The sequence below is a fragment of the Agathobaculum sp. LCP25S3_E8 genome (genome assembly GCF_052117165.1).
Lineage (GTDB): Bacteria > Bacillota > Clostridia > Oscillospirales > Butyricicoccaceae > Agathobaculum.
This window is the reverse complement of record NZ_JBQKJR010000026.1, coordinates 13,875-36,120: the sequence shown is the minus strand read 5'-3', so window position 1 is coordinate 36,120 and position 22,246 is coordinate 13,875. Positions and strand designations below refer to the sequence as shown.

General features: G+C 53.6%; 23 protein-coding genes and 1 tRNA gene. 17 read left to right on the top strand and 7 right to left on the bottom strand.

Features of this window, described 5'->3' with window-relative positions:
* Positions 1-36: 36 nt before the first annotated feature.
* The 6 genes from gyrB to dnaA form a co-directional block, all read right to left on the bottom strand.
* Entirely contained in the window at positions 37-1,977 is a 1,941-nt protein-coding gene (gene gyrB / locus ACTQ34_RS10100; protein WP_441363700.1) for a DNA topoisomerase (ATP-hydrolyzing) subunit B, read from the bottom strand.
* 49 nt (positions 1,978-2,026) lie between these two features.
* On the bottom strand, positions 2,027-2,287 hold the full coding sequence (gene remB / locus ACTQ34_RS10095; protein WP_441363699.1) for an extracellular matrix regulator RemB: 261 nt from the start codon (positions 2,285-2,287) through the stop codon (positions 2,027-2,029).
* Positions 2,288-2,462: 175 nt separating this feature from the next.
* Positions 2,463-3,563 carry a DNA replication/repair protein RecF gene (recF, locus tag ACTQ34_RS10090; RefSeq protein WP_441363698.1) on the bottom strand — a complete coding sequence of 367 codons (1,101 nt, stop codon included), beginning with the start codon at positions 3,561-3,563 and terminating at the stop codon, positions 2,463-2,465.
* The gene (gene yaaA, locus ACTQ34_RS10085) at positions 3,560-3,766 is read right to left on the bottom strand and encodes a S4 domain-containing protein YaaA (RefSeq protein WP_441363697.1); all 207 of its coding nucleotides are present in this window, start codon (positions 3,764-3,766) and stop codon (positions 3,560-3,562) included. Before yaaA ends, recF begins: the two co-directional genes overlap by 4 nt.
* Complete coding sequence (gene dnaN / locus ACTQ34_RS10080; protein ID WP_441363696.1) at positions 3,759-4,868, bottom strand: DNA polymerase III subunit beta; 1,110 nt, start codon at positions 4,866-4,868, stop codon at positions 3,759-3,761. Before dnaN ends, yaaA begins: the two co-directional genes overlap by 8 nt.
* Positions 4,869-5,097: 229 nt before the next feature.
* Positions 5,098-6,378 carry a chromosomal replication initiator protein DnaA gene (dnaA, locus tag ACTQ34_RS10075; RefSeq protein ID WP_373165419.1) on the bottom strand — a complete coding sequence of 427 codons (1,281 nt, stop codon included), beginning with the start codon at positions 6,376-6,378 and terminating at the stop codon, positions 5,098-5,100.
* 330 nt (positions 6,379-6,708) lie between these two features.
* On the opposite strand from dnaA, the gene rpmH reads away from it, so the two are divergent.
* The 15 genes from rpmH to ACTQ34_RS10000 all read left to right on the top strand — a co-directional run bounded on the left by rpmH (position 6,709) and on the right by ACTQ34_RS10000 (position 19,760).
* The gene (rpmH, locus tag ACTQ34_RS10070; RefSeq protein ID WP_125116087.1) at positions 6,709-6,843 is read left to right on the top strand and encodes a 50S ribosomal protein L34; all 135 of its coding nucleotides are present in this window, start codon (positions 6,709-6,711) and stop codon (positions 6,841-6,843) included.
* Positions 6,844-7,123: 280 nt separating this feature from the next.
* Positions 7,124-7,468 (top strand): ribonuclease P protein component, encoded by a 345-nt coding sequence (gene rnpA / locus ACTQ34_RS10065; protein ID WP_297274686.1) that lies wholly within the window; start codon positions 7,124-7,126, stop codon positions 7,466-7,468.
* Complete coding sequence (gene yidD, locus ACTQ34_RS10060; protein ID WP_302665116.1) at positions 7,465-7,677, top strand: membrane protein insertion efficiency factor YidD; 213 nt, start codon at positions 7,465-7,467, stop codon at positions 7,675-7,677. The genes rnpA and yidD overlap by 4 nt, the downstream gene beginning before the upstream one ends.
* 74 nt (positions 7,678-7,751) lie before the next feature.
* A complete protein-coding gene (locus ACTQ34_RS10055) occupies positions 7,752-8,726 on the top strand; it encodes a YidC/Oxa1 family membrane protein insertase (protein WP_441363695.1) in 975 nt (324 codons plus the stop codon).
* A 3-nt stretch (positions 8,727-8,729) separates the two neighbouring features.
* Entirely contained in the window at positions 8,730-9,710 is a 981-nt protein-coding gene (gene jag, locus ACTQ34_RS10050; protein ID WP_441363694.1) for an RNA-binding cell elongation regulator Jag/EloR, read from the top strand.
* Between the two features lie 15 nt (positions 9,711-9,725).
* Positions 9,726-11,087 carry a tRNA uridine-5-carboxymethylaminomethyl(34) synthesis GTPase MnmE gene (mnmE, locus tag ACTQ34_RS10045; RefSeq protein ID WP_441363693.1) on the top strand — a complete coding sequence of 454 codons (1,362 nt, stop codon included), beginning with the start codon at positions 9,726-9,728 and terminating at the stop codon, positions 11,085-11,087.
* A gap of 236 nt (positions 11,088-11,323) precedes the next feature.
* The gene (gene mnmG, locus ACTQ34_RS10040) at positions 11,324-13,210 is read left to right on the top strand and encodes a tRNA uridine-5-carboxymethylaminomethyl(34) synthesis enzyme MnmG (RefSeq protein ID WP_441363692.1); all 1,887 of its coding nucleotides are present in this window, start codon (positions 11,324-11,326) and stop codon (positions 13,208-13,210) included.
* Positions 13,207-13,911, top strand: a complete 705-nt coding sequence (gene rsmG, locus ACTQ34_RS10035) for a 16S rRNA (guanine(527)-N(7))-methyltransferase RsmG (RefSeq protein WP_441363691.1) — start codon at positions 13,207-13,209, stop codon at positions 13,909-13,911. The genes mnmG and rsmG overlap by 4 nt, the downstream gene beginning before the upstream one ends.
* 232 nt (positions 13,912-14,143) lie before the next feature.
* Complete coding sequence (locus tag ACTQ34_RS10030) at positions 14,144-14,971, top strand: ParB/RepB/Spo0J family partition protein (RefSeq protein ID WP_441363690.1); 828 nt, start codon at positions 14,144-14,146, stop codon at positions 14,969-14,971.
* Between the two features lie 194 nt (positions 14,972-15,165).
* Complete coding sequence (locus tag ACTQ34_RS10025) at positions 15,166-15,942, top strand: ParA family protein (RefSeq protein ID WP_441363689.1); 777 nt, start codon at positions 15,166-15,168, stop codon at positions 15,940-15,942.
* A gap of 2 nt (positions 15,943-15,944) precedes the next feature.
* Entirely contained in the window at positions 15,945-16,817 is an 873-nt protein-coding gene (locus ACTQ34_RS10020; protein WP_441363688.1) for a ParB/RepB/Spo0J family partition protein, read from the top strand.
* Positions 16,818-16,829: 12 nt separating this feature from the next.
* Complete coding sequence (locus ACTQ34_RS10015) at positions 16,830-17,369, top strand: hypothetical protein (protein WP_441363687.1); 540 nt, start codon at positions 16,830-16,832, stop codon at positions 17,367-17,369.
* 30 nt (positions 17,370-17,399) lie between these two features.
* A complete protein-coding gene (gene serS / locus ACTQ34_RS10010) occupies positions 17,400-18,695 on the top strand; it encodes a serine--tRNA ligase (RefSeq protein WP_373165434.1) in 1,296 nt (431 codons plus the stop codon).
* 4 nt (positions 18,696-18,699) lie between these two features.
* Positions 18,700-19,092, top strand: a complete 393-nt coding sequence (locus ACTQ34_RS10005; RefSeq protein WP_441363686.1) for a thioesterase family protein — start codon at positions 18,700-18,702, stop codon at positions 19,090-19,092.
* Between the two features lie 47 nt (positions 19,093-19,139).
* Positions 19,140-19,760: a DNA-3-methyladenine glycosylase family protein gene (locus ACTQ34_RS10000; RefSeq protein ID WP_441363685.1), complete on the top strand. Its 621-nt coding sequence runs from the start codon at positions 19,140-19,142 to the stop codon at positions 19,758-19,760.
* A gap of 80 nt (positions 19,761-19,840) precedes the next feature.
* Here the strand turns inward: ACTQ34_RS10000 and ACTQ34_RS09995 are convergent.
* Positions 19,841-19,925, bottom strand: a tRNA-Leu gene (locus ACTQ34_RS09995).
* A gap of 214 nt (positions 19,926-20,139) precedes the next feature.
* On the opposite strand from ACTQ34_RS09995, the gene ACTQ34_RS09990 reads away from it, so the two are divergent.
* Positions 20,140-21,474: a hypothetical protein gene (locus tag ACTQ34_RS09990; RefSeq protein ID WP_441363684.1), complete on the top strand. Its 1,335-nt coding sequence runs from the start codon at positions 20,140-20,142 to the stop codon at positions 21,472-21,474.
* Positions 21,475-21,501: 27 nt separating this feature from the next.
* Positions 21,502-22,191, top strand: coding sequence for a response regulator transcription factor (locus tag ACTQ34_RS09985; protein WP_297274701.1), 690 nt, complete (start codon positions 21,502-21,504; stop codon positions 22,189-22,191).
* Positions 22,192-22,246: the final 55 nt, after the last annotated feature.

Below are 22,246 nucleotides of genomic sequence, written 5' to 3'. Positions count from 1 at the left end.
GGAATTGTTGGCGTTATTATGCATACCGTCCGCGCATCAGACGTCCAGATTCATAACATACTTGGCGTTTTTCTCGATAAACTCGCGCCGCGGCTCGACCTTTTCACCCATCAGCAGCGCAAACGTTTCGTCCGCCGCCGCCGCGTCGTCCATCGTCACCTGCAGCAGCGTGCGGTTTGCCGGGTCCATCGTGGTCTCCCACAGCTGCTGCGGGTCCATCTCGCCCAGACCTTTGTATCGCTGCACGCGCACGCCCTCGCCCATTTCAGCGATGCAGGCGCGCTGCTGCTCGTCGGTATAGGTATAGCGCACATCCTTGCCCTTTTCATTCTTAAACAGCGGCGGCTGCGCGATAAACACATGCCCATGCTCGATGAGCGGCCGCATGAAGCGGAAGAAGAAGGTCAGCAACAGGGTGCGGATATGGCTGCCGTCGACGTCGGCATCGGCCATCAGAATAATCTTACCGTAACGCAGTTTGGACAAATCAAAGTCATCGCCAAAGCCTGCGCCAAACGCGGTAATCATCGGGGTGAGCTTATCGTTGCCGTAGACGCGGTCGAGACGCGCCTTTTCGACGTTGAGCATCTTGCCCCAGAGCGGCAGAATCGCCTGATGCCGCCGGTCGCGGCCTTCCTTGGCCGAACCGCCTGCGGAATCACCCTCGACGATGTAGATTTCGGTATAGGTCGGGTCCTTTTCAATGCAGTCAGCCAGCTTGCCGGGCAGGGAAGCCGAGTCCAGCGCGGACTTGCGCCGCGTCATCTCGCGCGCCTTCTTTGCCGCTTCGCGTGCGCGGGCGGCGGTCTGCGCCTTGTCGATAATCGTGCGCGCGACCTGCGGATTCTCTTCAAAGAAGGTCATCAGCTTTTCGGACACCATCGCGTCGACCAGCGTGCGCATATCGCTGTTGCCCAGCTTGGTCTTGGTCTGGCCCTCAAACTGTGCTTCCTGCAACTTGACCGAAATAATTGCGGTCAGTCCCTCGCGCGCGTCCTCGCCCTTGAAGGATTCGTCCTCCTTGAGCAGCTTGTATTTGCGGCCGTATTCGTTGAGCACACGGGTGAGCGCCGACTTGAAGCCGGTTTCATGCGTACCGCCTTCGGTCGTGTTGATGTTGTTGGCAAAGGACAGCAGCAGCTCACTGTAGCTGTCGGTATACTGCATGGCAACTTCAGCCATTGAGGTATCGCGGCTGCCTTCCATGTAAATGACCTGCTCGTGCAGCGGGGTCTTGGTTCGATTGAGATGCTGCACAAACTGACGGATACCGCCCTCGTAGTGCATGACCTCCTTGACCGGCTCATCGTCGCGCTCGTCACGCAGCGTGATTTTAAGACCCGCGTTCAAAAACGCCTGCTCACGCAGCCGCTTTTCCAGCACGTCGAACTCATAAACCGTCGTCTCAAAGATTTCCGGGTCGGCATGAAAACGGATGGTTGTACCCGTCTCGCTTTCGCAGGGCGTGTCACGCATTTTAACCTGCGTCACACCACGTTCAAAGCGCATGTAGTGCTTGGTATGCCCGTCACGCACCTCGGCTTCCAGCCAGTCGGACAGGGCGTTAACGACCGACGAACCTACGCCGTGCAGACCGCCGGACACCTTATAGCCCGTGCCGTCGAACTTGCCGCCCGCATGCAGCACGGTCAGTACGACCTCCAGCGATGGAATCCCCATCTGCGGATGGATGCCGCAGGGGATACCGCGGCCGTTGTCCGTGACGCGGATGACGTTGCCCTTTTCAATCGTCACCTCAATATGGGTGCAGTAGCCCGCCAGCGCCTCGTCGATTGAGTTGTCGACAATCTCATACACCAGATGGTGCAGGCCGCGCGCCGAGGTCGAGCCGATATACATGCCCGGACGCTTGCGCACGGCTTCCAGTCCTTCGAGCACCTGAATCTGGCTTTCGTCATAGGTGTCGGTGACCTTCAGGTCGAGCACTTCGTCCTTAATTTCCATTTCTTCACTCATATGATTTAATTTCCTTTCCAGAAATTGCGGTAACGATAATTTTATGCGCTTATATTGCGTATGCCTTTTCCGCGCGGCGCTGCAATGCCTGTGGCGACAGGCTGGTCAAATACAGCGTTTCACCCAGCGCATTTTCGCATAGCACCCCTGCGCGCGGCAGGTCCTCATACAGCTCGATGATGCTCCCCTCGTCCTGTAATCGCTCCACCAATCGAACGGTTCGTTTGGAGGCGGTGGCGGTGTCCATATCGAACACGGCAACCACGCTTTGCAGCGGCACAATATAGTCCTGTCCCAGATGCAGATACATGGAAAATCCTCCTGTTTTCCCACAAAATGGACAAAATAACAGACCGTGGAACGGCCGCGCGCAGAAATATGCAGCCACCGCGCGAAATGTCGTCCGCCGGTCTGTCCCTCGGGCTGTATTCTATTCTAATTATACCACTTTTTTCAGGTTTTGTGTACCGAACAGACGGAAAAACTTAAATGATTTTACCATTTTGTATTTGGAAAACCGCGCCTGCGCGCAGCTTATCCGAAATACCGTCCTCACAGCAGGTAATCATCACTTGACCGGCGGAAATGCGGTTCAAAACGAAGTCCTGCCGCCGGCGGTCCAGCTCGGAAAGCACGTCATCCAGCAGCAATACCGGATACTCGCCATCCTCTCCGAAAAACAGCTCGCGCTCGGCAAGTTTTAAAGACAGCGTACAGGTGCGCACCTGTCCCTGCGAACCGTAAGAGGCCGCACTGCGTCCGTCGAGCAGCAGCACCAAATCATCCTTATGTGGACCGGACAGGCAGCTCCGCGCTGCAATTTCGGCCTGTTTATGGCGCAGAACGTGGTCAATTAGTTCCTGCTCGATTTGCTTTGCGGATGCAAAGGGGTCGGTGACCGACGAAACGGTCTGATATTCACCCGAGAGCACCTCCTGCGGCGCGATATCGGCATAGACAGCCGCCGCCGCTTCGAGCAGTTTTTTGCAGTAATATGCGCGATAGCGGATAATCTGCGCGCCGATATGCGTCATGCGCAGCGAAAAATCCTCCCACATGGACAAAAGCGAGGGTTTTTCCTCGCTGTCGCGCAGGATGCGCGTTTTGTGCTCATGCAGGCGGTTATATTCTTCCAGATAGCGCGCATAGTATGGACGCAGCTGGCACAGTGCGGTATCCAGAAAGCGCCGCCTTGCGCCCGCGCCCTGCCGCACCAGCATCAAATCCTCCGGACAAAACAGAACGGTTTTCAAAATGCCCTGCGCATCCGATTGACGCTTCTGCCGCACGCCGTTTTTGTAGATTTCCATGGATTTCATGCGCGAAAGACGCAATTCCAGCGTGAAATCACGCCTCTGCGCTTGAAAATCGGCTATAATCCGCGCGTGGTCCTCGCCAAATCGCAGGCCCTCTTTTTTCTGCGCGGTGCGGAATAAACGCATGGTGGAGCACGCGGCGGCAGCTTCAAGCAGATTGGTTTTTCCCTGTCCGTTTTCGCCGCAAATCAGGTTGACCGCGGGGTCAAATACAAACCGCGCATGCTCATAATTGCGGAACTGTTCCAGCTCCAGCGAACGGATATTCATACGATTTTGACGGTTTCCCCGTCGAGCGTCACAGAGTCGCCCGGACGCAGTTTTTTGCCGCGCATCGTGCAGCTTTCGCCGTTTACCAGCACTTCACCCTCCGCGATGCGGATTTTAGCTTCTCCGCCCGAGCTGACTAAATTAGCAAATTTTAACAGTGCATCCAGTTTAATGAATTCCGTTTCGATTTTGATTTCAGTCATTGGCTTTTAACCTCACCGGCAGCACCAGATAGGTGTATTTATCGCCTTCCAGCGGTGAAATGACAATCGGATTGAGCGCGCCCTTGAGCTGAATTTTTACGGTGTCGTCGCCGGCGGCGCGCAGCGCGTCCAGAATATAACGATTGTTAAAGCCGATTTCCAAATCGTCAATTGTGCCCTCAAACGCGCATTCGTCGTAGCTTTTGCCGACGGCCGTGATGCACGACATCTGCACATACGAGCCGTCGAAATGGAACCTGACCGGATTTTTCAGCTTTTCGGAAACAATCAGCGAGACGCGCTCGATGCAGGTAATCAGTTCATGCCGGTCGGCCTTGACGACATATTCAAATTCCGACGGGATAGCCGCGCGGTAATTGAGAAATTCGCCGTCAATCAGACGGGTGATTAGTGTCGTGCCGCCGATGCGGAACAAAATGTTCTTTCGGTCGGGAAAAATTTCGACATTGCCGTCCTCTTCGGTTAAAATGCGCTCAATTTCGCGCAGCGACGGACCGGGCACAACGAATTTCATGTCCCCGGAAATGCCTTCCACGGTTTCGCGGCGCACGGACAGTCGATAGCCGTCGACTGCAACGACGTTCAGACGGTTTCCTTCGAGTTCAAATAAACAACCCGTGTGGATAGGTTTGGATTCGTTGTCGGATACCGAGAAAATCGTCTGGGCAATCATGCTTTTCAGCATAGACTGCGGCAAGGAAAAGCCGGTATCGGCGGAAACTTCCGCTAAAGCCGGATATTCGTCGGCTTCGGTGGCGACCAGATTAAATACGGCGCGGCCGCATTTGATGGTGGTCAGCAGTTTGTCGTCGGTTTCCAGATAGACAATATCCTGCGGCAGTTTGCGAACAATGTCATAAAACAGCTTGGCGTTGAGCACAATGCTGCCGGGTTCGACAATATCGGCTTGGGCAGTGGTTCGAATGCCCATGGAAAGGTCATAACCGGTTAGAGTTAGTGAATCGGTTTCTGCGGTAACGAGAAGTCCTTCAAGCAGCGGCATGGAGCTTTTGCCTGTCACAGCACGGGAGGCAGTACCGATCAGACTGAGCAGTGTTTCTTTTTCACAGGAGAATTTCATCGGACGTTCCTCTTTCTTTGGAAATCGTAAGAAAAAACAGGATAGGTTTTTATCGTAGTAGTAGAGGCTGGGGAAATTGGGGAAAAACGGTGTAAAGCTAGACGTGGTGCGGGAAATGTCGTACACAGGAGGATGTGGATGAATTTTGTGCGCTCCACAGCTTCCACAGCCGGCTTTTTTATCCACAGGACAAGTCTTGTGGAATCCACAGGGATATGTGGATAGATTTTTATTCCCCGCGGATGTTGTTGTGCAGCTTTTTGATGACCTCTTCGGTCTCTCTGGAGTTCTTTCGTTCCTCCTCGATTTTGTTGCAGGCGTGCATTACCGTCGTATGGTCGCGCTTAAAGATTTTGGCGATATCGGGGAAGGAATATTCCAGCTCCTGACGAATCATATACATGGCCATTTGGCGCGGATAGGCGACGTCCTTGGAGCGGTTTTGTGAGATCATCTGCTCGACAGGAATATAGAAATAGTTGGCGACAGCCTCCATAATACGTTCGGGGGTGGGATTGAGGCCGGGATTTTCGATACGCAAGGCGTCGATTGCATTTTCCGCCAGCGCAACCGTAATGCGTTCGCCCATCAGCTCATGCATGGCTTTGATTTTTTTGACCGCGCCTTCCAGCTGTCGGATGTTAGCTTGGATATTCTCCGCGATGTAGGTGGAAACATCATCGGGCAGGTCCACTCCCATCTTAATTGCCTTATCACGGATGATGGCAATACGGGTTTCAAAGTCCGGCGGCTGAATATCGGCCAGCAAACCCCATTCGAAACGGGTTTTCATGCGGTCCTCCAAGGTGTTGATTTCCTTGGGCGGCCGGTCGGAGGTCAGTACAATCTGTTTTTTCGCTTCATACAGCGCGTTGAAGGTATGGAAAAATTCTTCCTGCGTACGCTCTTTGCCCGCGATAAACTGTACGTCGTCCAGCAGAAGCAGATCGACCATGCGGTATTTGTTGCGGAAGGTCTGTACGTTGCCTTCCTGAATGGCGGTAATCAGCTCGTTGGTGAAATCCTCGCCCTTGACATAGATGATGCGGAATTCCGGATGCGTGCGGCGTAAAACGTTCGCAATCGCGTACATCAGGTGGGTTTTGCCCAGTCCGGAGTTACCGTAAATGAACAACGGGTTATTTTCCGCCGCCGGACGCTGCGCGACCGCGAGCGCTGCCGCATGTGCAAATTTGTTGCTCGAGCCGACGATGAATCGTTCAAACGTGTAATCATCGTAGGGAGAGGAGCTGGTGGTCGGCGCAGTGTATTCGCCGGTGACCACCACGACGGTTGTCGGGTCGCCGGTCAGCTCATACAGCGCGTTTTGCAGCGGCTCGATGAATTTCTGGTCGATAAACTCCTTTTTGAACTGGACCGGAGAATGCAAAATCAAACGGTTGTCCGTAAAAGAAACAACCGTTGCATCGTCGAACCAGGCGGAAAGGCTGGACGGCGGGAAATCGCGTTCAAGGCGTTCGAGCGCCATTTCCAATATATTATTAGCCATGGGGCGCCTCCTGTCGATATAAGTACATAGATAATAATATAATAGCACAAGTTTTCCTTGGTTTCAACAGCAAGGGTTTTACACAGGCAAACGGAAATTTGTGTATAATTTTTTGCATTTTTTTAAATGCCGGCCCAATTTGTAGTATCATTTTGAAACTTTTCCCCAAGATGTTGAAAACGCAAAAAAACCTTGACATTTTGGGGTTTCTATAGGATAATAATTATTGTCTCATATTCTGCGGACAGGCAGCGGCATATGCCCGCGTCTCGCGCCGGACCTATGCCGGTGCCCATCCGTAAATCCAAAAATAGGGAGGTGCACGAAGAAATGAAGAGAACGTATCAGCCCAAGAAGCGTCAGCGCTCCAAGGAGCATGGTTTCCGCAAGCGTATGCGTACGTCGAACGGCCGCAAGGTACTGGCCCGTCGCCGTGCCAAGGGCCGCGCACGCCTGACGCACTAAGCGAAGACCGATTTTCAATACGCGCCGGCGGCGCGGAGGAAAAACGAAGCGAGCCGCTTTATCCTGCGGTTCGCTTTTTTCTTTTGTCAGAAAGAGGACAGGCCAAAGCTTCTTTTTTGATAAGAGAAACCGGCGAAAAGGTTTTGGGTCGTATCCGCCGGAATAAAAGCGATACGGCTGGCTTTGCAAACATACTTAGCTGCAAAGAAATTGAGATAACGTTCGAAACGGGCGTTACCTTCCGTTTTTTCTCGGGCATCGAAAAAACGAGGAGAAAAAGATGAAAAACACGATATCCTTGAAGGAAAACCATGAGTTCCGACGGCTGTATCACCGGGGCGTTTCTTCGGCGGGCAGGCATCTGGTCCTGTATTGCCGGAAAAACCGGCTGGGATATAACCGGTTGGGACTGACGGTCAGCGCAAAGCTGGCCGGCGCGGTGCAGAGAAACCGCGTCAAACGCCTGTTCCGCGAGGCGTATCGTCTGCATGAGGACGAATTTGCGGTGGGCGTGGATTTAGTGCTTGTCGCGCGCAGCCGCGCGGTGGGCGCAACCTATTTGGAAATTGAAAAATCGCTGCTGCGTGCTTTGCAGGAGAATAAAGTCGCGGCAGCTCGGTCATGAAGCGTTTTTTGCTGGCGGCAATCCGGTTTTACCGCCGGCATATTTCACCGGCCAGACCTCCCTGCTGCCGTTATATCCCGACCTGTTCGCAGTATGCGATAGAGGCTATCGAGAAATACGGCGCGCTCAAGGGCGGCTGGCTGGCGTTCAAACGCATCTGCCGGTGCCATCCTTTCTCCAAACGCGGGCCATATGACCCCGTGCCGTAACAGGTGGAGAAAACAAGAAACGGCATCGGACAAACTTCGTTTCACGAATGAAAAACAACCCTACGGAGGTTTATATGGGAGAAATTTTCGGACTTGTCATCGTCAGACCGCTTGGTCTGATCCTGCTGGGAATTTTTAAGACGGTAGGGTCCTACGGTCTTGCGGTTATTTTGTTCGCGCTGCTGGTCAAGCTGATTTGTATTCCGCTGGCCATTAAGGGCAAAAAGAGCATGCTCGCTATGAACGCCCTCAATAAGGAGATGCAGCAGCTTCAGAAAAAGTACGCGAACAACCGCGTCAAGCTCAACGAGGAAATGCAGAAGCTGTATGATAAGCATGGCGTCAATCCGATGTCAGGCTGTCTGCCGCAGTTTATCCCGCTGCCGATCATGATGGGCCTTTACTATGCGGTACAGCAGCCGCTCAAGTTCATGATGGGCTTTGACCAGACGATTATCGACAAGCTGGCGGCGCTGGTAAATGTCGATACTGCAACGGCGGGCTTTTACGGCCAGATTACGATTGCAGAAAAGCTCGGCCAGATGTTCACGGACAATGGCGGCGTGTGGCCGGAAGCCGTTACCAACATTACCAACGGCGCGGGTGAGCTGCTCAACATTGATTTTCACTTCCTCGGTTTGAATCTGGCGCAGACGCCGTCCATTACAAATCCGAGCATTTTGTGGATTATCCCGATTCTGTCGGGCGCAACCGCATTTTTGTCCAGCTTTGTCATGCAGAGAATGCAGAGCATGCAGAACAGCGCTGCGGCCAGCCAGATGAAGATGATGAATGTGATTATGCCGCTCATGTCTCTGTATTTTGGCTTTATTCTGCCGGGTACAATCGGTATTTACTGGATTTTTAACAACATTTTCGCCTGCGTGCAGGAAATTGTGCTGACAACTTATCTGCGCGGCAAGAAGGAAAAGAAGGACGCGGAGGAGTTTGCGCGCGTCGAGGCGGAAAAGGAAGCCAAGCGTGCGGCGCATAAAGCTGCTCAGCTGGAACAGTCCCAGAATGCGAAGAAAAAGAAGGGGGACAAATAAGCTATGGAGAAATTTATCGAAACCACGGGCGAAACCCGTGACGCTGCGATTGAAGCAGCGCTCAAGCAGCTCGGCATGGACCGGGACGATGTATCGGTAGAGGTTCTGGATAACGGTAAAAAAGGTTTTCTCGGCATCGGCGCAACTCCTGCGCGCGTGCGCGTGACCTATGAAGTGCCGGATGAGCCGGTCAAAAAGGCGGAGCCTGTCCACACCCCTGTGGAAAAACCGGCAAAGCCGCATCATGCGGAAAAACCGGCAAAGGAAGAGAAACCCGCTGCAAAGCCGCAAAAGCTGTCCATTACGGATGAGGATGATACGCCGCGTCTGGTCAAGGCTGCACCTGCGGATTTTGTACCGGAAAAGCTGGAAGTGGAGTGTCTGCCGCGCCGGGAGCGTCCGCGTCGGGAGCGAAACGGCCGCCGCGAGCGTCGTCCGCGTGAGGAGCGCCCGATTACGCCTTCCGTTCCCAAGGAGCGCGAGCTGATTCCGGTTTCCGAGGAATGCATGAAGAAAGCAGAGCAGCTGGCGACCGATTTCGTCACCGGCCTGCTCGAAAAAATGGGCGTTGAGGGTACCGTGACTACGCTGCAGCAGGTTGAGTGTGACCAGCTGCGTCTGGAGATTTTCGGTCCGGATATGGGTCCGATTATCGGTCGCCGCGGCGATACGCTGGACGCGATTCAGTACCTCGGTTCGCTGGTGCTCAATAATGCGCTGGATGAGCATGTGCGCCTGTCGGTTAATACCGAAAATTACCGCGAGAAGCGCGCGGAAAGTCTGGAGCGCCTCGCCCGCAAGATGGCGATGAAGGTGGTCAAATCCCACCGCTCGATGACGCTTGAGCCGATGAATCCCTATGAGCGCCGCATTATTCATGCCGCGCTGCAGGATTTTAACGGCGTCACCACATACTCGACCGGCACTGAGCCTGGCCGTCGCGTTGTTATTGCACCGGATAACAACTTCCACGCCCGTTCTTAACGCGGGGTACTGCTTATGAACGATACGATTGCCGCCATTTCTTCCGCCGGCGGGCCGATCGGACTGATTCGGGTGTCGGGTGAGCAGGCGATACAGGCAGTGGATGCGATTTTTCGTGCCAAAAACGGCAAACGCATGCTGGATGCACCGGGACAAAAACTGGTTTATGGCACGCTGCATAACATAGACGGTAAAATGATTGATTGCTGCTATGCGGTGGTTTTCCATGCGCCGCATACCTATACCGGCGAGTCGATGGCGGAATTGCAGTGCCATGGCTCGACCGCTGTGTTGCAGCAGGCGATGGATGCGCTGTTTGCGCAGGGCGTGCGTCAGGCTGAGGCGGGCGAATTCACTCGTCGGGCATTTTTAAACGGCAAGCTCGGATTATCCGAGGCCGAGGCTGTGCACGACCTGATTACCGCCCGTACCGCCGAGGCTGCGCAGAATGCAGCCGCCCAGATGATGGGCGCGGTCGGTTCTCCCGTGCAGCAGATGCGTGAGGATTTGATAGGCATGGTGGCGCATTTCCATGCAGTGGTGGATTTTCCGGACGAGGATATCGACCCGATTCTGTTTGATGATGCAGCCGCGCTGCTGCATCGCACCACCAGCCGCCTGTATGCCATGGCTGAAAGCTATGAGCGCGGACGTATTCTGCGTGAGGGCGTTCCGTGTGTGATTTTAGGTCGTCCGAACGCGGGTAAGAGCACGCTGCTCAATACCTTGCTGGGGCGCGAGCGCGCTATCGTGACCGATATTCCGGGCACAACCCGCGATTTGATTGAGGAAAACGTTAAGGTCGGCCAGCTTCTGCTGCGCGTGACCGATACGGCAGGCTTGCGCGACACGACCGACCCGATTGAACAGGCAGGCATTGACCGCGCGATGGCAGAGGCATCCGCTTCCGCATTAATTCTTGCGGTTTTCGACGGCTCTCAGCCGATTGGAGACGAAGATATGCTGGTGCTTGCCCGTGCGGCAGGACATCGCGCCATTGCCGTGGTGAACAAGGTTGATTTGCCGCAGCAGCTGGATGAAAAGCTGCTCAAAAAGCATTTTCTGCATATTGTCCCGCTGTCCGCCAAAACCGGCGCCGGCATGGACAAGCTGCTTTCACTCATCCCGCGCACGATTGGTTTGGGTGACGGCGTGTTTGACGGCGCACTGATTACCAATGCCCGTCAGGCTGCCGCTCTGGCCCGTGCCGCTGAGCGCTGTGAAGCCGCGCTGTATGCCGCGCAGTCCGGCATGACACCGGATGCGGTCGTCATGGACGCGGAAGGCGCGATTGCTGCGCTTGGAGAAATCACTGGCGAGACCGTGACAGAAGCGGTTGTTTCGCGCATCTTCAGTGATTTCTGTGTGGGAAAATAATGATGTATGCCACAGTGTGAAGGGCCGCCTGCCGCGCGCAGCGGCCTTTTCTGTGGAAAAGAATGATTACAGATTGTAATATACATTTATATTATTTCAAAATCGTAATCAAAATTTTGACCAAAAGTGCAAGTTATCCAAAGTTTACACAGAGTTATCAACAGGTGTGCACAAGGGCAGGCTTGTTATGTTGCACCTTGCAGAAATCTGTGAAGCAATGTAAAGGAGGAGGATTCATGACGGTTTTTCCGGCCGAAGCATTTGACGTCGTTGTTGTCGGCGCGGGACATGCAGGCATTGAAGCAGCGCTTGCCGCCGCGCGTCTTGGAATGAAAACCGCTTGTTTTACCATCAATCTGGACGCTGTCGGCAACATGCCGTGTAATCCGGCCATTGGCGGCACGGCCAAAGGGCATCTGGTACGAGAGATTGATGCATTGGGCGGCGAAATGGCGCGTGCGGCGGATGCGGCCTGCATTCAGTACCGCATGCTCAACCGCGGCAAAGGACCGGCGGTACACTCGCTGCGTGCGCAGGCCGACCGCGTCAAATACCGAACGTATATGAAGCATGCGCTGGAGCAGCAAGACGGCTTGCAGCTGATGCAGGATGAAATCGTTTCTATTGAGACGGAAAACGGCGCGGTGTCTGCGGTTGTAACTGCAATTGGTGCGCGTCATCCGGCAAAAGCGGTGATTATTGCATCCGGTACTTTTCTTGGCGGGCGTATTATCATTGGGGAATATGCGCGCGAAAGTGGCCCGGACGGTATGGCGGCGGCAAAGCCGCTGACCGAATCGCTGCGCGCACTCGGTCTGCGTCTTCAGCGTTTCAAGACCGGTACGCCGCCGCGTATCCATCGCCGTTCTATCGATTTTACCGGTCTGGAACTGCAGGCGGGTGAGGATGAAATCATCCCGTTTTCGTTTGAAACTGAGCAGCCGCCGGAAAACCGCGCGGTTTGTTACTTGACCTACACCACCGACCGTACGCATGAACTCATTCGTGCCAATTTGGACCGTTCTCCGCTTTATGGCGGTCAGATTGAAGGCGTCGGTCCGCGCTACTGTCCCTCTATTGAGGATAAGGTGGTGCGTTTTGCGGATAAGCCGCGTCATCAGCTTTTTTTGGAGCCGATGGGATTGGACACGGAAGAAATTTATGTGCAGGGCTTTTCGTCCTCCATGCCGTTTGACGTGCAGCGTGATATGCTGCATACGGTCAAGGGGGTGGAGCACGCGGAGATTATGCGGCCGGCCTATGCGATTGAATATGACTGTATCGACCCGCTGGAGCTTCGTCCGACGCTTGAGACAAAAAAGGTCAAGGGCCTGTACGGTGCGGGACAGTTCTGCGGCTCGTCCGGTTATGAAGAAGCCGCGGCGCAGGGACTGGTTGCGGGCGTGAATGCTGCGCTTGCTCTTAAGGGAGAGGAACCGCTCATCCTCGACCGTGCGGATGGCTATATTGGAACTCTGATTGATGATTTGGTGACGCGCGGCACCAACGAGCCGTATCGCATGATGACTTCGCGTTCGGAGTACCGTCTGCTGCTGCGGCAGGACAACGCGGATGAACGTCTGGTTCCGATTGGCGTGCGCATCGGACTGAATCCGCCTGAGCGCGGCGAAAAGGTCCATCGTAAGTATCAGATGGTGCAGGAGGAGATTGACCGCATTGCGGCAGTGGGTATTGCGCCGTCGGACGCGCTCAACGGTTTTCTTGCGGGAAAAAACAGCGCGCCGGTCAAGGCAGGCTGTAAGCTGATTGATTTGCTTCGTCGTCCGGAGCTGAGCTACGCCGACCTTGCCCGTTTTGACCCGGAGCGGCCTTTGCTGCCCGCGGTCATCCGGGAGCAGGTGGAAATCCGTGTCAAATATGCAGGCTATATCGACCGTCAGCAGAAGGACGTCGAACAGTACCGCAAATTGCAGTCGCGGCCGCTCCCTGTGGATTTGGATTATGAGCAAGTTGAATCCCTGCGGCTTGAAGCACGGCAAAAGCTCAATGCGGTGCGGCCGCTCAACTTTGGACAGGCCGCACGCATCTCCGGTGTTTCTCCTGCGGATATCACTGCTTTGATGATTTATATCGAAACGCGATGGAAGGAGGGTAAGTCGTGACCGCTTATGAGCTTTTGGTTTCTGGTTTACGGCAGTTTATCCCGGAGGTTTCTCCACAAGCTGTGGATAAATTATTGCGTTTTTCCGATTTGCTATTGGAAAAGAACAAGGTGATGAACCTGACCGCCGTGTCCGACCCTTGTGAGGTTGTTACGCGCCACTTTCTCGACTGCGCTTCGCTTGTTCCTTATATAAAGGAAGGACAGACGGTGCTGGATGTCGGCACGGGAGCAGGTTTTCCCGGTCTGCCGCTTGCCATCCTGTGCCCAGGCGTGCAGTTTACGCTTTTGGACGCGCAGCGCAAGCGTATTGATTTTCTTTCTGAGGTTGCAGACGCGCTGGAATTAACCAATGTGCTGCCGGTGCATGCGCGCGCCGAAGAGTTTGCTTTGCAGCATCGTGCATCGTTTGACCTTGCAGTTTCCCGAGCGGTAGCGGAGCTGCGCGTGCTGTGTGAGCTGGCGCTGCCGATGGTTAAGGTGGGCGGCGCATTTTATGCTATGAAGGCGGCGGACTGTATGGACGAAGTTGGTTCGGCATCACAGGCTTTTTCTGTTTTGGGTGCGCCCGCGGCCGAGCTGCTGCGGTATACCGTTCCACATGATGGTGTCGAACGTGTGCTGGTGCGGCTGCAAAAGACTGTAGAAACGCCGGCGCAGTATCCACGCCGGTTCAAAAAAATTCAGACCAACCCACTTTGAGTTGCAGTCATTACAATTTATTTACCCTCTGTATGGAAATTACAGAGGGTTATTTTTTGTCCGAAAATGCATGGAAATGTGTGATATCTGGAAGGAAATGACAAATACTTGTCGAAGTAGGCAGGTTTTGCGGTCGATTTTACTTGCCAAAATGTAATAATATGGTAATCTATTACCGAAGGACAAACCGGCGTGGTGTTTTGGCCGGTCGACAGCACAAGGAGGAGATGACATGATGTCGGTTTTAACATTGGTGACAGGAAAAGAGGACCGGACATTGCGGCGCGTGCGGGTGAGCGATATTGTACGTAATCCCAATCAGCCGCGCAAGTATTTTGACCCGGAGGCAATTGCACAGCTGGCGGAGAGTATTCGTCAGTACGGTGTACTTAATCCGTTGACGGTTCGCCGCGCGCCGGGCGGCGGCTACGAGCTGGTGGCAGGGGAGAGAAGGCTGCGCGCGGCGCGTGTGGCCGGACTCAATGATGTACCCTGTTTAGTGATTGCAGCCGATAACGAGGATTCATCTGCAATTGCATTGGTAGAGAATTTGCAGCGTCGTGATTTGGATTTCTTTGAGGAAGCTGAGGGCTTTAAGCGTTTGATTGACCAATATGGTCTGACGCAGGAGGAGGCCGCGCGCAAGGTTGGAAAAACACAGTCGGCGGTAGCTAACAAGCTGCGGCTGCTGCGCTTGTCTCAGCAAAACATGGAATTGATTCGCAGCGCAAATTTGACCGAGCGACATGCACGTTGTCTGCTGCGGCTGGATGATGAGACCGATCGCATCAATGCGACCAAGTATATCATCGAGCATGATTTGAATGTCAGTCGGTCAGAGCAGTATATTGATACGTTGTTAAAGGAGAAGGACACCCCGCCTGCGACAGGAGGGGAGCGTAAGGTGGTCCGTCTGATTAAGGATGTCCGGTTTTTCCTCAACACGCTCAATCGCGCGGTTGGCGTAATGGTGGATGCAGGCATCGGCGCTACGGTCGACCAGTCTGAAAATGATGATAGTTTAACTTTGACCATTAATATTCCGCATGCGCGCGTATAGTTGCTTATAGCATATAGTGGGCATGTTTCACGTGAAACATTTAAACCTCCCTTGCAGAGCTGCCATTTGGCAGCTCTTTTTTTTGTTTCACGTGAAACAAAGAAGAAATTTTGAGGGAATTGCTTTGCATTCCAACAAGGGTGTGATATAATGAAACGCGTAGGAAAATTACCAAAGATAAGAGGGAACCAGATATGGGGAAAAATATCGCGTTCGCCAATCAAAAAGGCGGCGTAGGGAAAACCACCACGGCCATCAATCTGGCGGCTGCGCTGTATGAGCGTGGCAAACGTATGCTGCTGTGCGATTTCGATCCACAGGGTAACGCGACCTCAGGCTTCGGCGTGGACCCGCGATCACTCGAAACCTCGGTCTATGATTTGATTGTAGCAGACGATCCGGATGTGAAAAGCGCCATCGTATCCACAAAATGGGTGGATTTGATTGGTGCCAATGTCAATCTGGCAGGCGCAGAACTGGACTTAATTGCGATGGAAAACCGAGAAAACCGTCTCAAAAGCGTGCTTGACCGCGTTCGAGACGACTACGATTATATTTTTATCGACTGTCCGCCGTCGCTCGGTCTGCTGACACTCAATTGTCTGTGTGCAGCGGACAGCTTTTTGGTGCCGCTTCAGTGTGAATATTATGCGCTGGAAGGTTTGAGCCAGCTGATGACAACTGTACGTATGGTGAAAAAATCCATGAATCCGTCGCTTGAATTGGAGGGCGTGCTGCTGACCATGTTTGATGGTCGTACCAACCTGTCCATTCAAGTGGTTGAAGAGGTTAAAAAGCACTTTCCAGGCCAGGTGTTTTCGTCGGTTGTCCCGCGTAATGTACGTCTGAGCGAAGCCCCCAGTCATGGTAAGCCGATCACTGATTATGATCGGATGTGCCGAGGTGCGGAAGCATATTTATCCCTAGCGGATGAAATACTGAAAAAGACAGAAAGGAAGGGGAGAGGCTGAGCATGGCGTCAACCAAAAAAGGATTGGGAGGCGGCCTGTCCAACCTGTTCGGTGCGGATGCGACTGATTTGAGCGCTGCCGGCGCAACCGACAGCGTTTCACAGATTGCACTTTCCAAAATTGAACCGAACCCCAACCAGCCGCGTAAAAAATTCGATCAACAGGCGCTGGAAGAGTTGGCCGAAAGCATTCGACTGCATGGAATCATCACACCGATTACCGTGCGGCCGGGAGATAAAGAAGGGTACTATCAGATCATTGCCGGCGAGCGTCGATGGCGCGCAGCGCGTCTGGCAGGACTGAAAGAGCTTCCCGCGATGGTACTTGAAGCACATGAAAGCGAAGTGATGGAGCTTGCGCTGATCGAGAACTTACAGCGACAAGACCTGAATCCGATTGAAGAAGCCGAAGGATACGACCTGCTCATGCAGCAGTTTGGCATGACGCAGGAGGAGGTTGCTCATCGCGTGGTCAAATCCCGTCCAGCGGTAGCCAACGCACTGCGACTGCTTGCTTTGCCGGATGAGGTGCGTACCATGGTGTCGGAGGGGAAGCTGTCCGGCGGTCATGCGCGTGCTGTACTGGCTGTTGCAGAAGAGGACAAGCGTGTAGAAGCGGCAAAGCAGATGGTCGGCATGAGCGTACGGCAGGCAGAAGCGTTGGCAAAGCGTATGAACAAAAAGCCGGCGCCTAAGCCGCAGCATAAAGACTTTTCCGTTGACTATGTCGCAGAGGTTGAAAAGGAATTGGAAAGCGTGCTTGGCCGCAAAATCAGTATTGAACAAGGCAAAAACAGCGGCACACTATCGCTGGAATACTACGGCGCAGACGATCTGGAACGCCTGATTGAAGCGCTGCGCGGTTTTCGCGTGTAAGGAGGCACTGCTATGGACGAAAACAAAAAGCCTGAGCAGGTAAAACCCGAAAAAAAGCTCAGCCGCACAACATTGACCTTTTATATTGTTGGTCTGTTTTCTGTGGCGATTGCACTAATACTCATCAGTTACGTCGCACAGGCGCGTGCCGACCGACAACTGGATACGCTGACCAATCAGCTGAATGAGCAGCAGACGGTTGCACAAGGAGCAGCCCAAAAAATGGAAGAATTGCAGGCGCAATATGATGTGCAAAGCGCAGCATTGGATAAGGTGCGCCAGGTGCTGGACACTGAACTGGCAAAAACCGATGTGGTGGGTGCCACCGAGCAGCGCATGGCCGAGCGTGAGGTTTATGCGCTTCTAGCTCGCATCAATGCACAGCTGCTGGCAGATAACCAGACAGATGCCAAGCAGGCATATGACGAGTTGGTGCAGAAATACAGCAAGGATAGACTGCTGGGTAATACAGAGGATGGCTTTGATGCGGATATCAACAAGCTGTTCGAAGCCGTGCAGCAGCAAATCGACAGCCAAAAAAGCGAAGAATAAAAATTAATAGAATAGAAGGAGAACAAAATCATGCTGGATATCAAATTTGTCCGTCAGAACCCGGACGCAGTCAAGGAAAACATCAAAAAGAAGTTCCAGGACGAAAAGCTGCCGCTTGTGGACGAGGTCATCGAGTATGACGCCAAGTTCCGCGCAGCCAAAACCCGCTGTGATGAGCTGCGCGCACAGCGCAACAAGAAGTCCAAGGAGATCGGCGGCCTGATGGCGAAGGGGCAGAAGGACGAGGCGGAAAAGGTCAAGGCCGAGGTTAAGGCGATGGCCGACGAGATGGCAAAGCTCGAAGAGGATGAAAAGACCTATGCGGAGGAAGTTAAAAACCGCATGATGGTTATCCCGAACATCATTGACCCGTCGGTTCCGATTGGCAAGGACGATTCCGAAAACGTTGAAATCGAGAAGTTCGGCGATCCGGTTGTGCCGGATTACGAAATTCCCTATCATGTGGATATCATGGAGTCGTTCGACGGCATTGATCTGGATGCGGCCCGCCGCACCTCGGGCAATGGCTTCTACTACCTCAAGGGTGACATCGCACGTCTGCATTCCTCCATTCTGTCTTATGCACGTGATTTCATGATCGACCGCGGCTTTACCTACTATATCCCGCCGTTCATGATTCACGGTGACGTGGTAAAGGGCGTTATGTCCTTTAAGGAAATGGAGAATATGATGTACAAGATTGAGGGCGAGGACCTGTATCTTATCGGTACATCCGAGCACTCGATGATCGGCAAGTTCATCGACACCATCAACGATGAATCCACCCTGCCGCAGACGCTGACCAGCTACTCGCCCTGCTTCCGTAAGGAAGTCGGTGCGCACGGCATTGAAGAGCGCGGCGTATACCGCATTCATCAGTTTGAGAAGCAGGAAATGGTCGTTGTCTGCAAGCCGGAGGAATCCCCGATGTGGTATGATAAGCTCTGGCAGAACACGGTCGACTTCTTCCGTACGTTGGATATTCCGGTGCGCACGCTTGAGTGCTGCTCGGGCGACTTGGCTGACCTGAAGGTCAAGTCCTGCGACGTAGAAGCATGGTCGCCGCGTCAGAAGAAATATTTCGAGGTCGGCTCCTGCTCTAACCTTGGCGATGCACAGGCGCGCCGTCTGGGCATCCGCGTGCGTGGCAAGGACTCCAAGGAGTTGTACTTTGCGCATACTCTGAACAATACTGTAGTTGCGCCTCCGCGTATGCTGATTGCCTTCCTTGAAAACAACCTGCGTGCAGACGGATCGGTTGCCATTCCGAAGCCGCTTCAGCCGTATATGGGCGGCATGACCGAAATCCGCAAAAAGGGAGAGTAAGAATATGGAAATTGGAATCAAAGGTGGGCAGAAGCTGGTTGTCACGGCTGACAAGCTCGCATGCAATGTCGGCAGCGGTTTGGTCGCAGTTTTTGCCACGCCGATGATGATTGCGGCGATTGAGAACACCGCAGCGGGCAGCGTTGCGCCCTATCTGGAAGAGGGAAAGACCACGGTCGGCACGCTGGTGAATGTCAGCCATGTTGCGGCCACGCCGGAAGGGATGGAAGTGCGCGTTGAGACCGAGTTGGTAGAAATCGCGCCGAACGGCAAGATGCTGACCTTTAAGGTGGCGGCTTATGACGAGGCGGGCCTCATTGGTGAGGGAACGCATCAGCGCGCCATCGTTGCCAAGGAGCGCTTTGAGCAAAAGGCGCAGGCCAAGAAAAACGCATAAGAAAAAGGGCGGGGAAAACCTCGCCCTTTTTTGATAGGGAGTAACATATGGAACAGAGAATCTTTCAATATGGGAAAACTGAAATCGCATATTTATCCGAGCAAGACCCGATTTTAGGAGCAGCGATTGCTCGTATCGGCCATATCGAGCGCGCAGTTATCCCCAACCTGTTTACAGCTTTGGTCAACTCGATAGCGGGACAGCAAATTTCGGGTAAAGCACTGGCAACGGTATGGGGCAGACTATGCGACAGTTTGGGAGAAATTACACCGGAAACAGTGCTGACCGCAGGGGAGAGCGGGCTGCGCGCGTGTGGAATGTCCGGTCGTAAAGCGAACTATATGCTTGCGGCGGCGCGCGCTGTACAAGATGGAACGCTGCCCATCCACAGCCTTGTGGATAAATCGGATGAAGAAGTGATAAAAACGCTGACCGCGTTGCCGGGCGTAGGCCGCTGGACTGCGGAAATGCTGCTCATCTTTTCGCTTGAGCGCCCGAATGTACTGGCGTATGACGATTTCGGCATCCGAAAGGGGATGTGCCGCCTGTACGGATTACAAGAATTGAGCCGTGCGCAATTCGAGGAGTACCACGCGAGGTACTCCCCTTATGCAACCGTAGCAGGCCTATACCTGTGGGAAATTGCAGCAGAAAAATACGACAGCTGATGTTCCAAAACGGCAGCGCATAAATAGAATAAAAGTAAATCCGGATATCTCAATATGAGAGATATCCGGATTTTTCATATTGGTACGGGTAGTGGGGGTCGAACCCACACGCCTTGCGGCACAGGAACCTAAATCCTGCACGTCTGCCAATTCCGCCATACCCGCATAGGTTAGTCAAAAGACGTAACAACAGTATACTCATTTCACCCGGTTTTGTCAATTAAAAATACGGTAAAAAAGAAATAAGCGGTGCAGCATTTTGATGCAGAAAATCTGAGTAATACGCATAAAAATTATACAATTTCCAGTACCAAAGCAAGCCGGTTTGTGCTATACTGAATTTGTATATCTGTTGCAGTATTATGAATGGGAGAAATCCATGAAACCGATTCGAATGCTATCCGTACTGCTGTCTTTGCTGGTGCTCAGCGGCTGTACGTTTCCTTCGGGCGATGACCTTCTGGCAGCGCCCAAACCGTCGACAAATTATCAAACATTGCAGGCTGAGCTGGAGAAACAGATTGCCTCCGGCATCTCCTACACCGCGCCGGTGGAGGGGGAAAACCGCTCCTCCATTCAGCTGATTGATTTGGATAACGACGGCGTAGAGGAGGCTATCTCTTTTTTCCGCGGCTCCTCCTCGGCAACCAGCAATGATTTTAAGGTATATGTTTATCGGAAACAGGACGAGCGCTATGTCTGCACCGGATCGATTGAGGGGACGGGCACATCGATTCAGTCGGTGGATTATCCGGTCATTACGCCGGACGGCCGCCGCGGCATGGTTATTACCTGGCGGCTTTCCGCAGACGGCACCGGCGCGCTGACCATGTGCAACTTTGGCACCGACTGCGCACCGGCTGTGCTGCTCGAGACTGAGTACTCTGCCATGGAGCTGACCGATATGGACGGCGATGGCGCGAAGGATCTGCTGCTGCTGACCACCGCACCAGAAGGCAAGCGCGTGGCACGGCTGTATCAGTACGACGCCGGTAGCCTGTGGATGGTCGGCGAAGCGTCCACCAGTGCGGAAACAGTTTCTGTGGAGCGAATGGGAACCGGTCATGTGCTGGGCGATAATACAGCGGTGTTTGCCGAAGAAAAGATGGCAAGCGGTGTGGGTCTTACAACCGATATCTTTGTGTTTGCCGACCAGACGCTGCTCAATCTGGCGCTCGACGGCGAGGATTCCATCACCCGCAGCACTTATCGACCGGTGTCGGTCTATGCCTCCGATGTCAACAACGACGGCGTAACCGAGCTTCCGCGCGCGGTGCTTATGGCGGGTTATACGGATGCGGCAGCGTCCGACGCGGTGTTCATGCTTGACTGGTATGCTTACAGCGTAGAAGAGCCGCCCGTTCTGGTGATGACCACTTATCAGAATATTTCGGATGCATGGAGTCTGGTGATAGACCCCGACTGGCATGACCGTATTACAGCAGCCAAAACAACCGACAGCGGCTTGAGCGCTGTGTCATTTTCAGAATATGTCGGCAGAGGCGGGCATATTCCGCTCTTTACCATCTACTGCGCCACCGGTTCTAACCGGGATTATTATGCCGGCCGCACCGATTTGCTGCAGCTTGGACAGACAACGCAGGCGGTGTATTTCGCGCGTATCGCGGACGAGAACGAGCAAAGTTCACTGCAAATCAGTGCAGAGGAGATAAAAAATCGTTTCTCGCTCGTCAAACAGGATTGGAATAACTGATGGTTTGTAATAAAAGGAGGATTATCCATGAAGCGTAAGATACTGGTATTGGAAGATGAAGAAAATATCCGCTCGTTTTTGGTGCTCAACCTCAAGCGCAGCGGTTACGAAGTGATAGAGGCGGAAACCGGTGAGCAGGCGCTGGAGAAATACCATGCCAATCAGGATATCGCAGTTGCAGTGTTGGACGTCATGCTGCCCGGCATTGACGGTTATGAGGTCTGCCGCGCGATGCGTGCGGCGGGCTACGCAGCAGGTGTTATCATGCTGACCGCCCGCACACAGGAGGCCGACAAGGTCACCGGCCTGATGAACGGCGCGGATGATTATGTCACCAAACCGTTTTCGGTCATTGAGCTGGCCGCGCGTGTGGACGCACTGTATCGCCGCGTGTCGGGTTCGCCCTTCTCGGAGGAGGATGTGATTAAGTCCGGTCCGTTCAAGCTCAACCTGCGTGCGCGCGAGGTACTCAAGAACGGCATCAAGATTGAGCTGACGCAGATTGAGTACGGCCTTTTGAAGGCATTTATGGAGAACATCGGCAAAGCGCTCTCGCGTGACGAATTGCTTGAGATGGTGTGGGGCCATCACTACGTGGGCGAGCTGAAAATTGTGGACGTGAATATCCGCCGTCTGCGCATCAAAATTGAGGATGATCCGGCCGAACCGACGCACATTGTCACTGTGCGCGGTTACGGCTATATGTGGGAAGGCTGATTTAGCCTTCCCGCGGCGTTTTGCCGCCTGAAAACCGGCATTTTGCAGAAAGGCC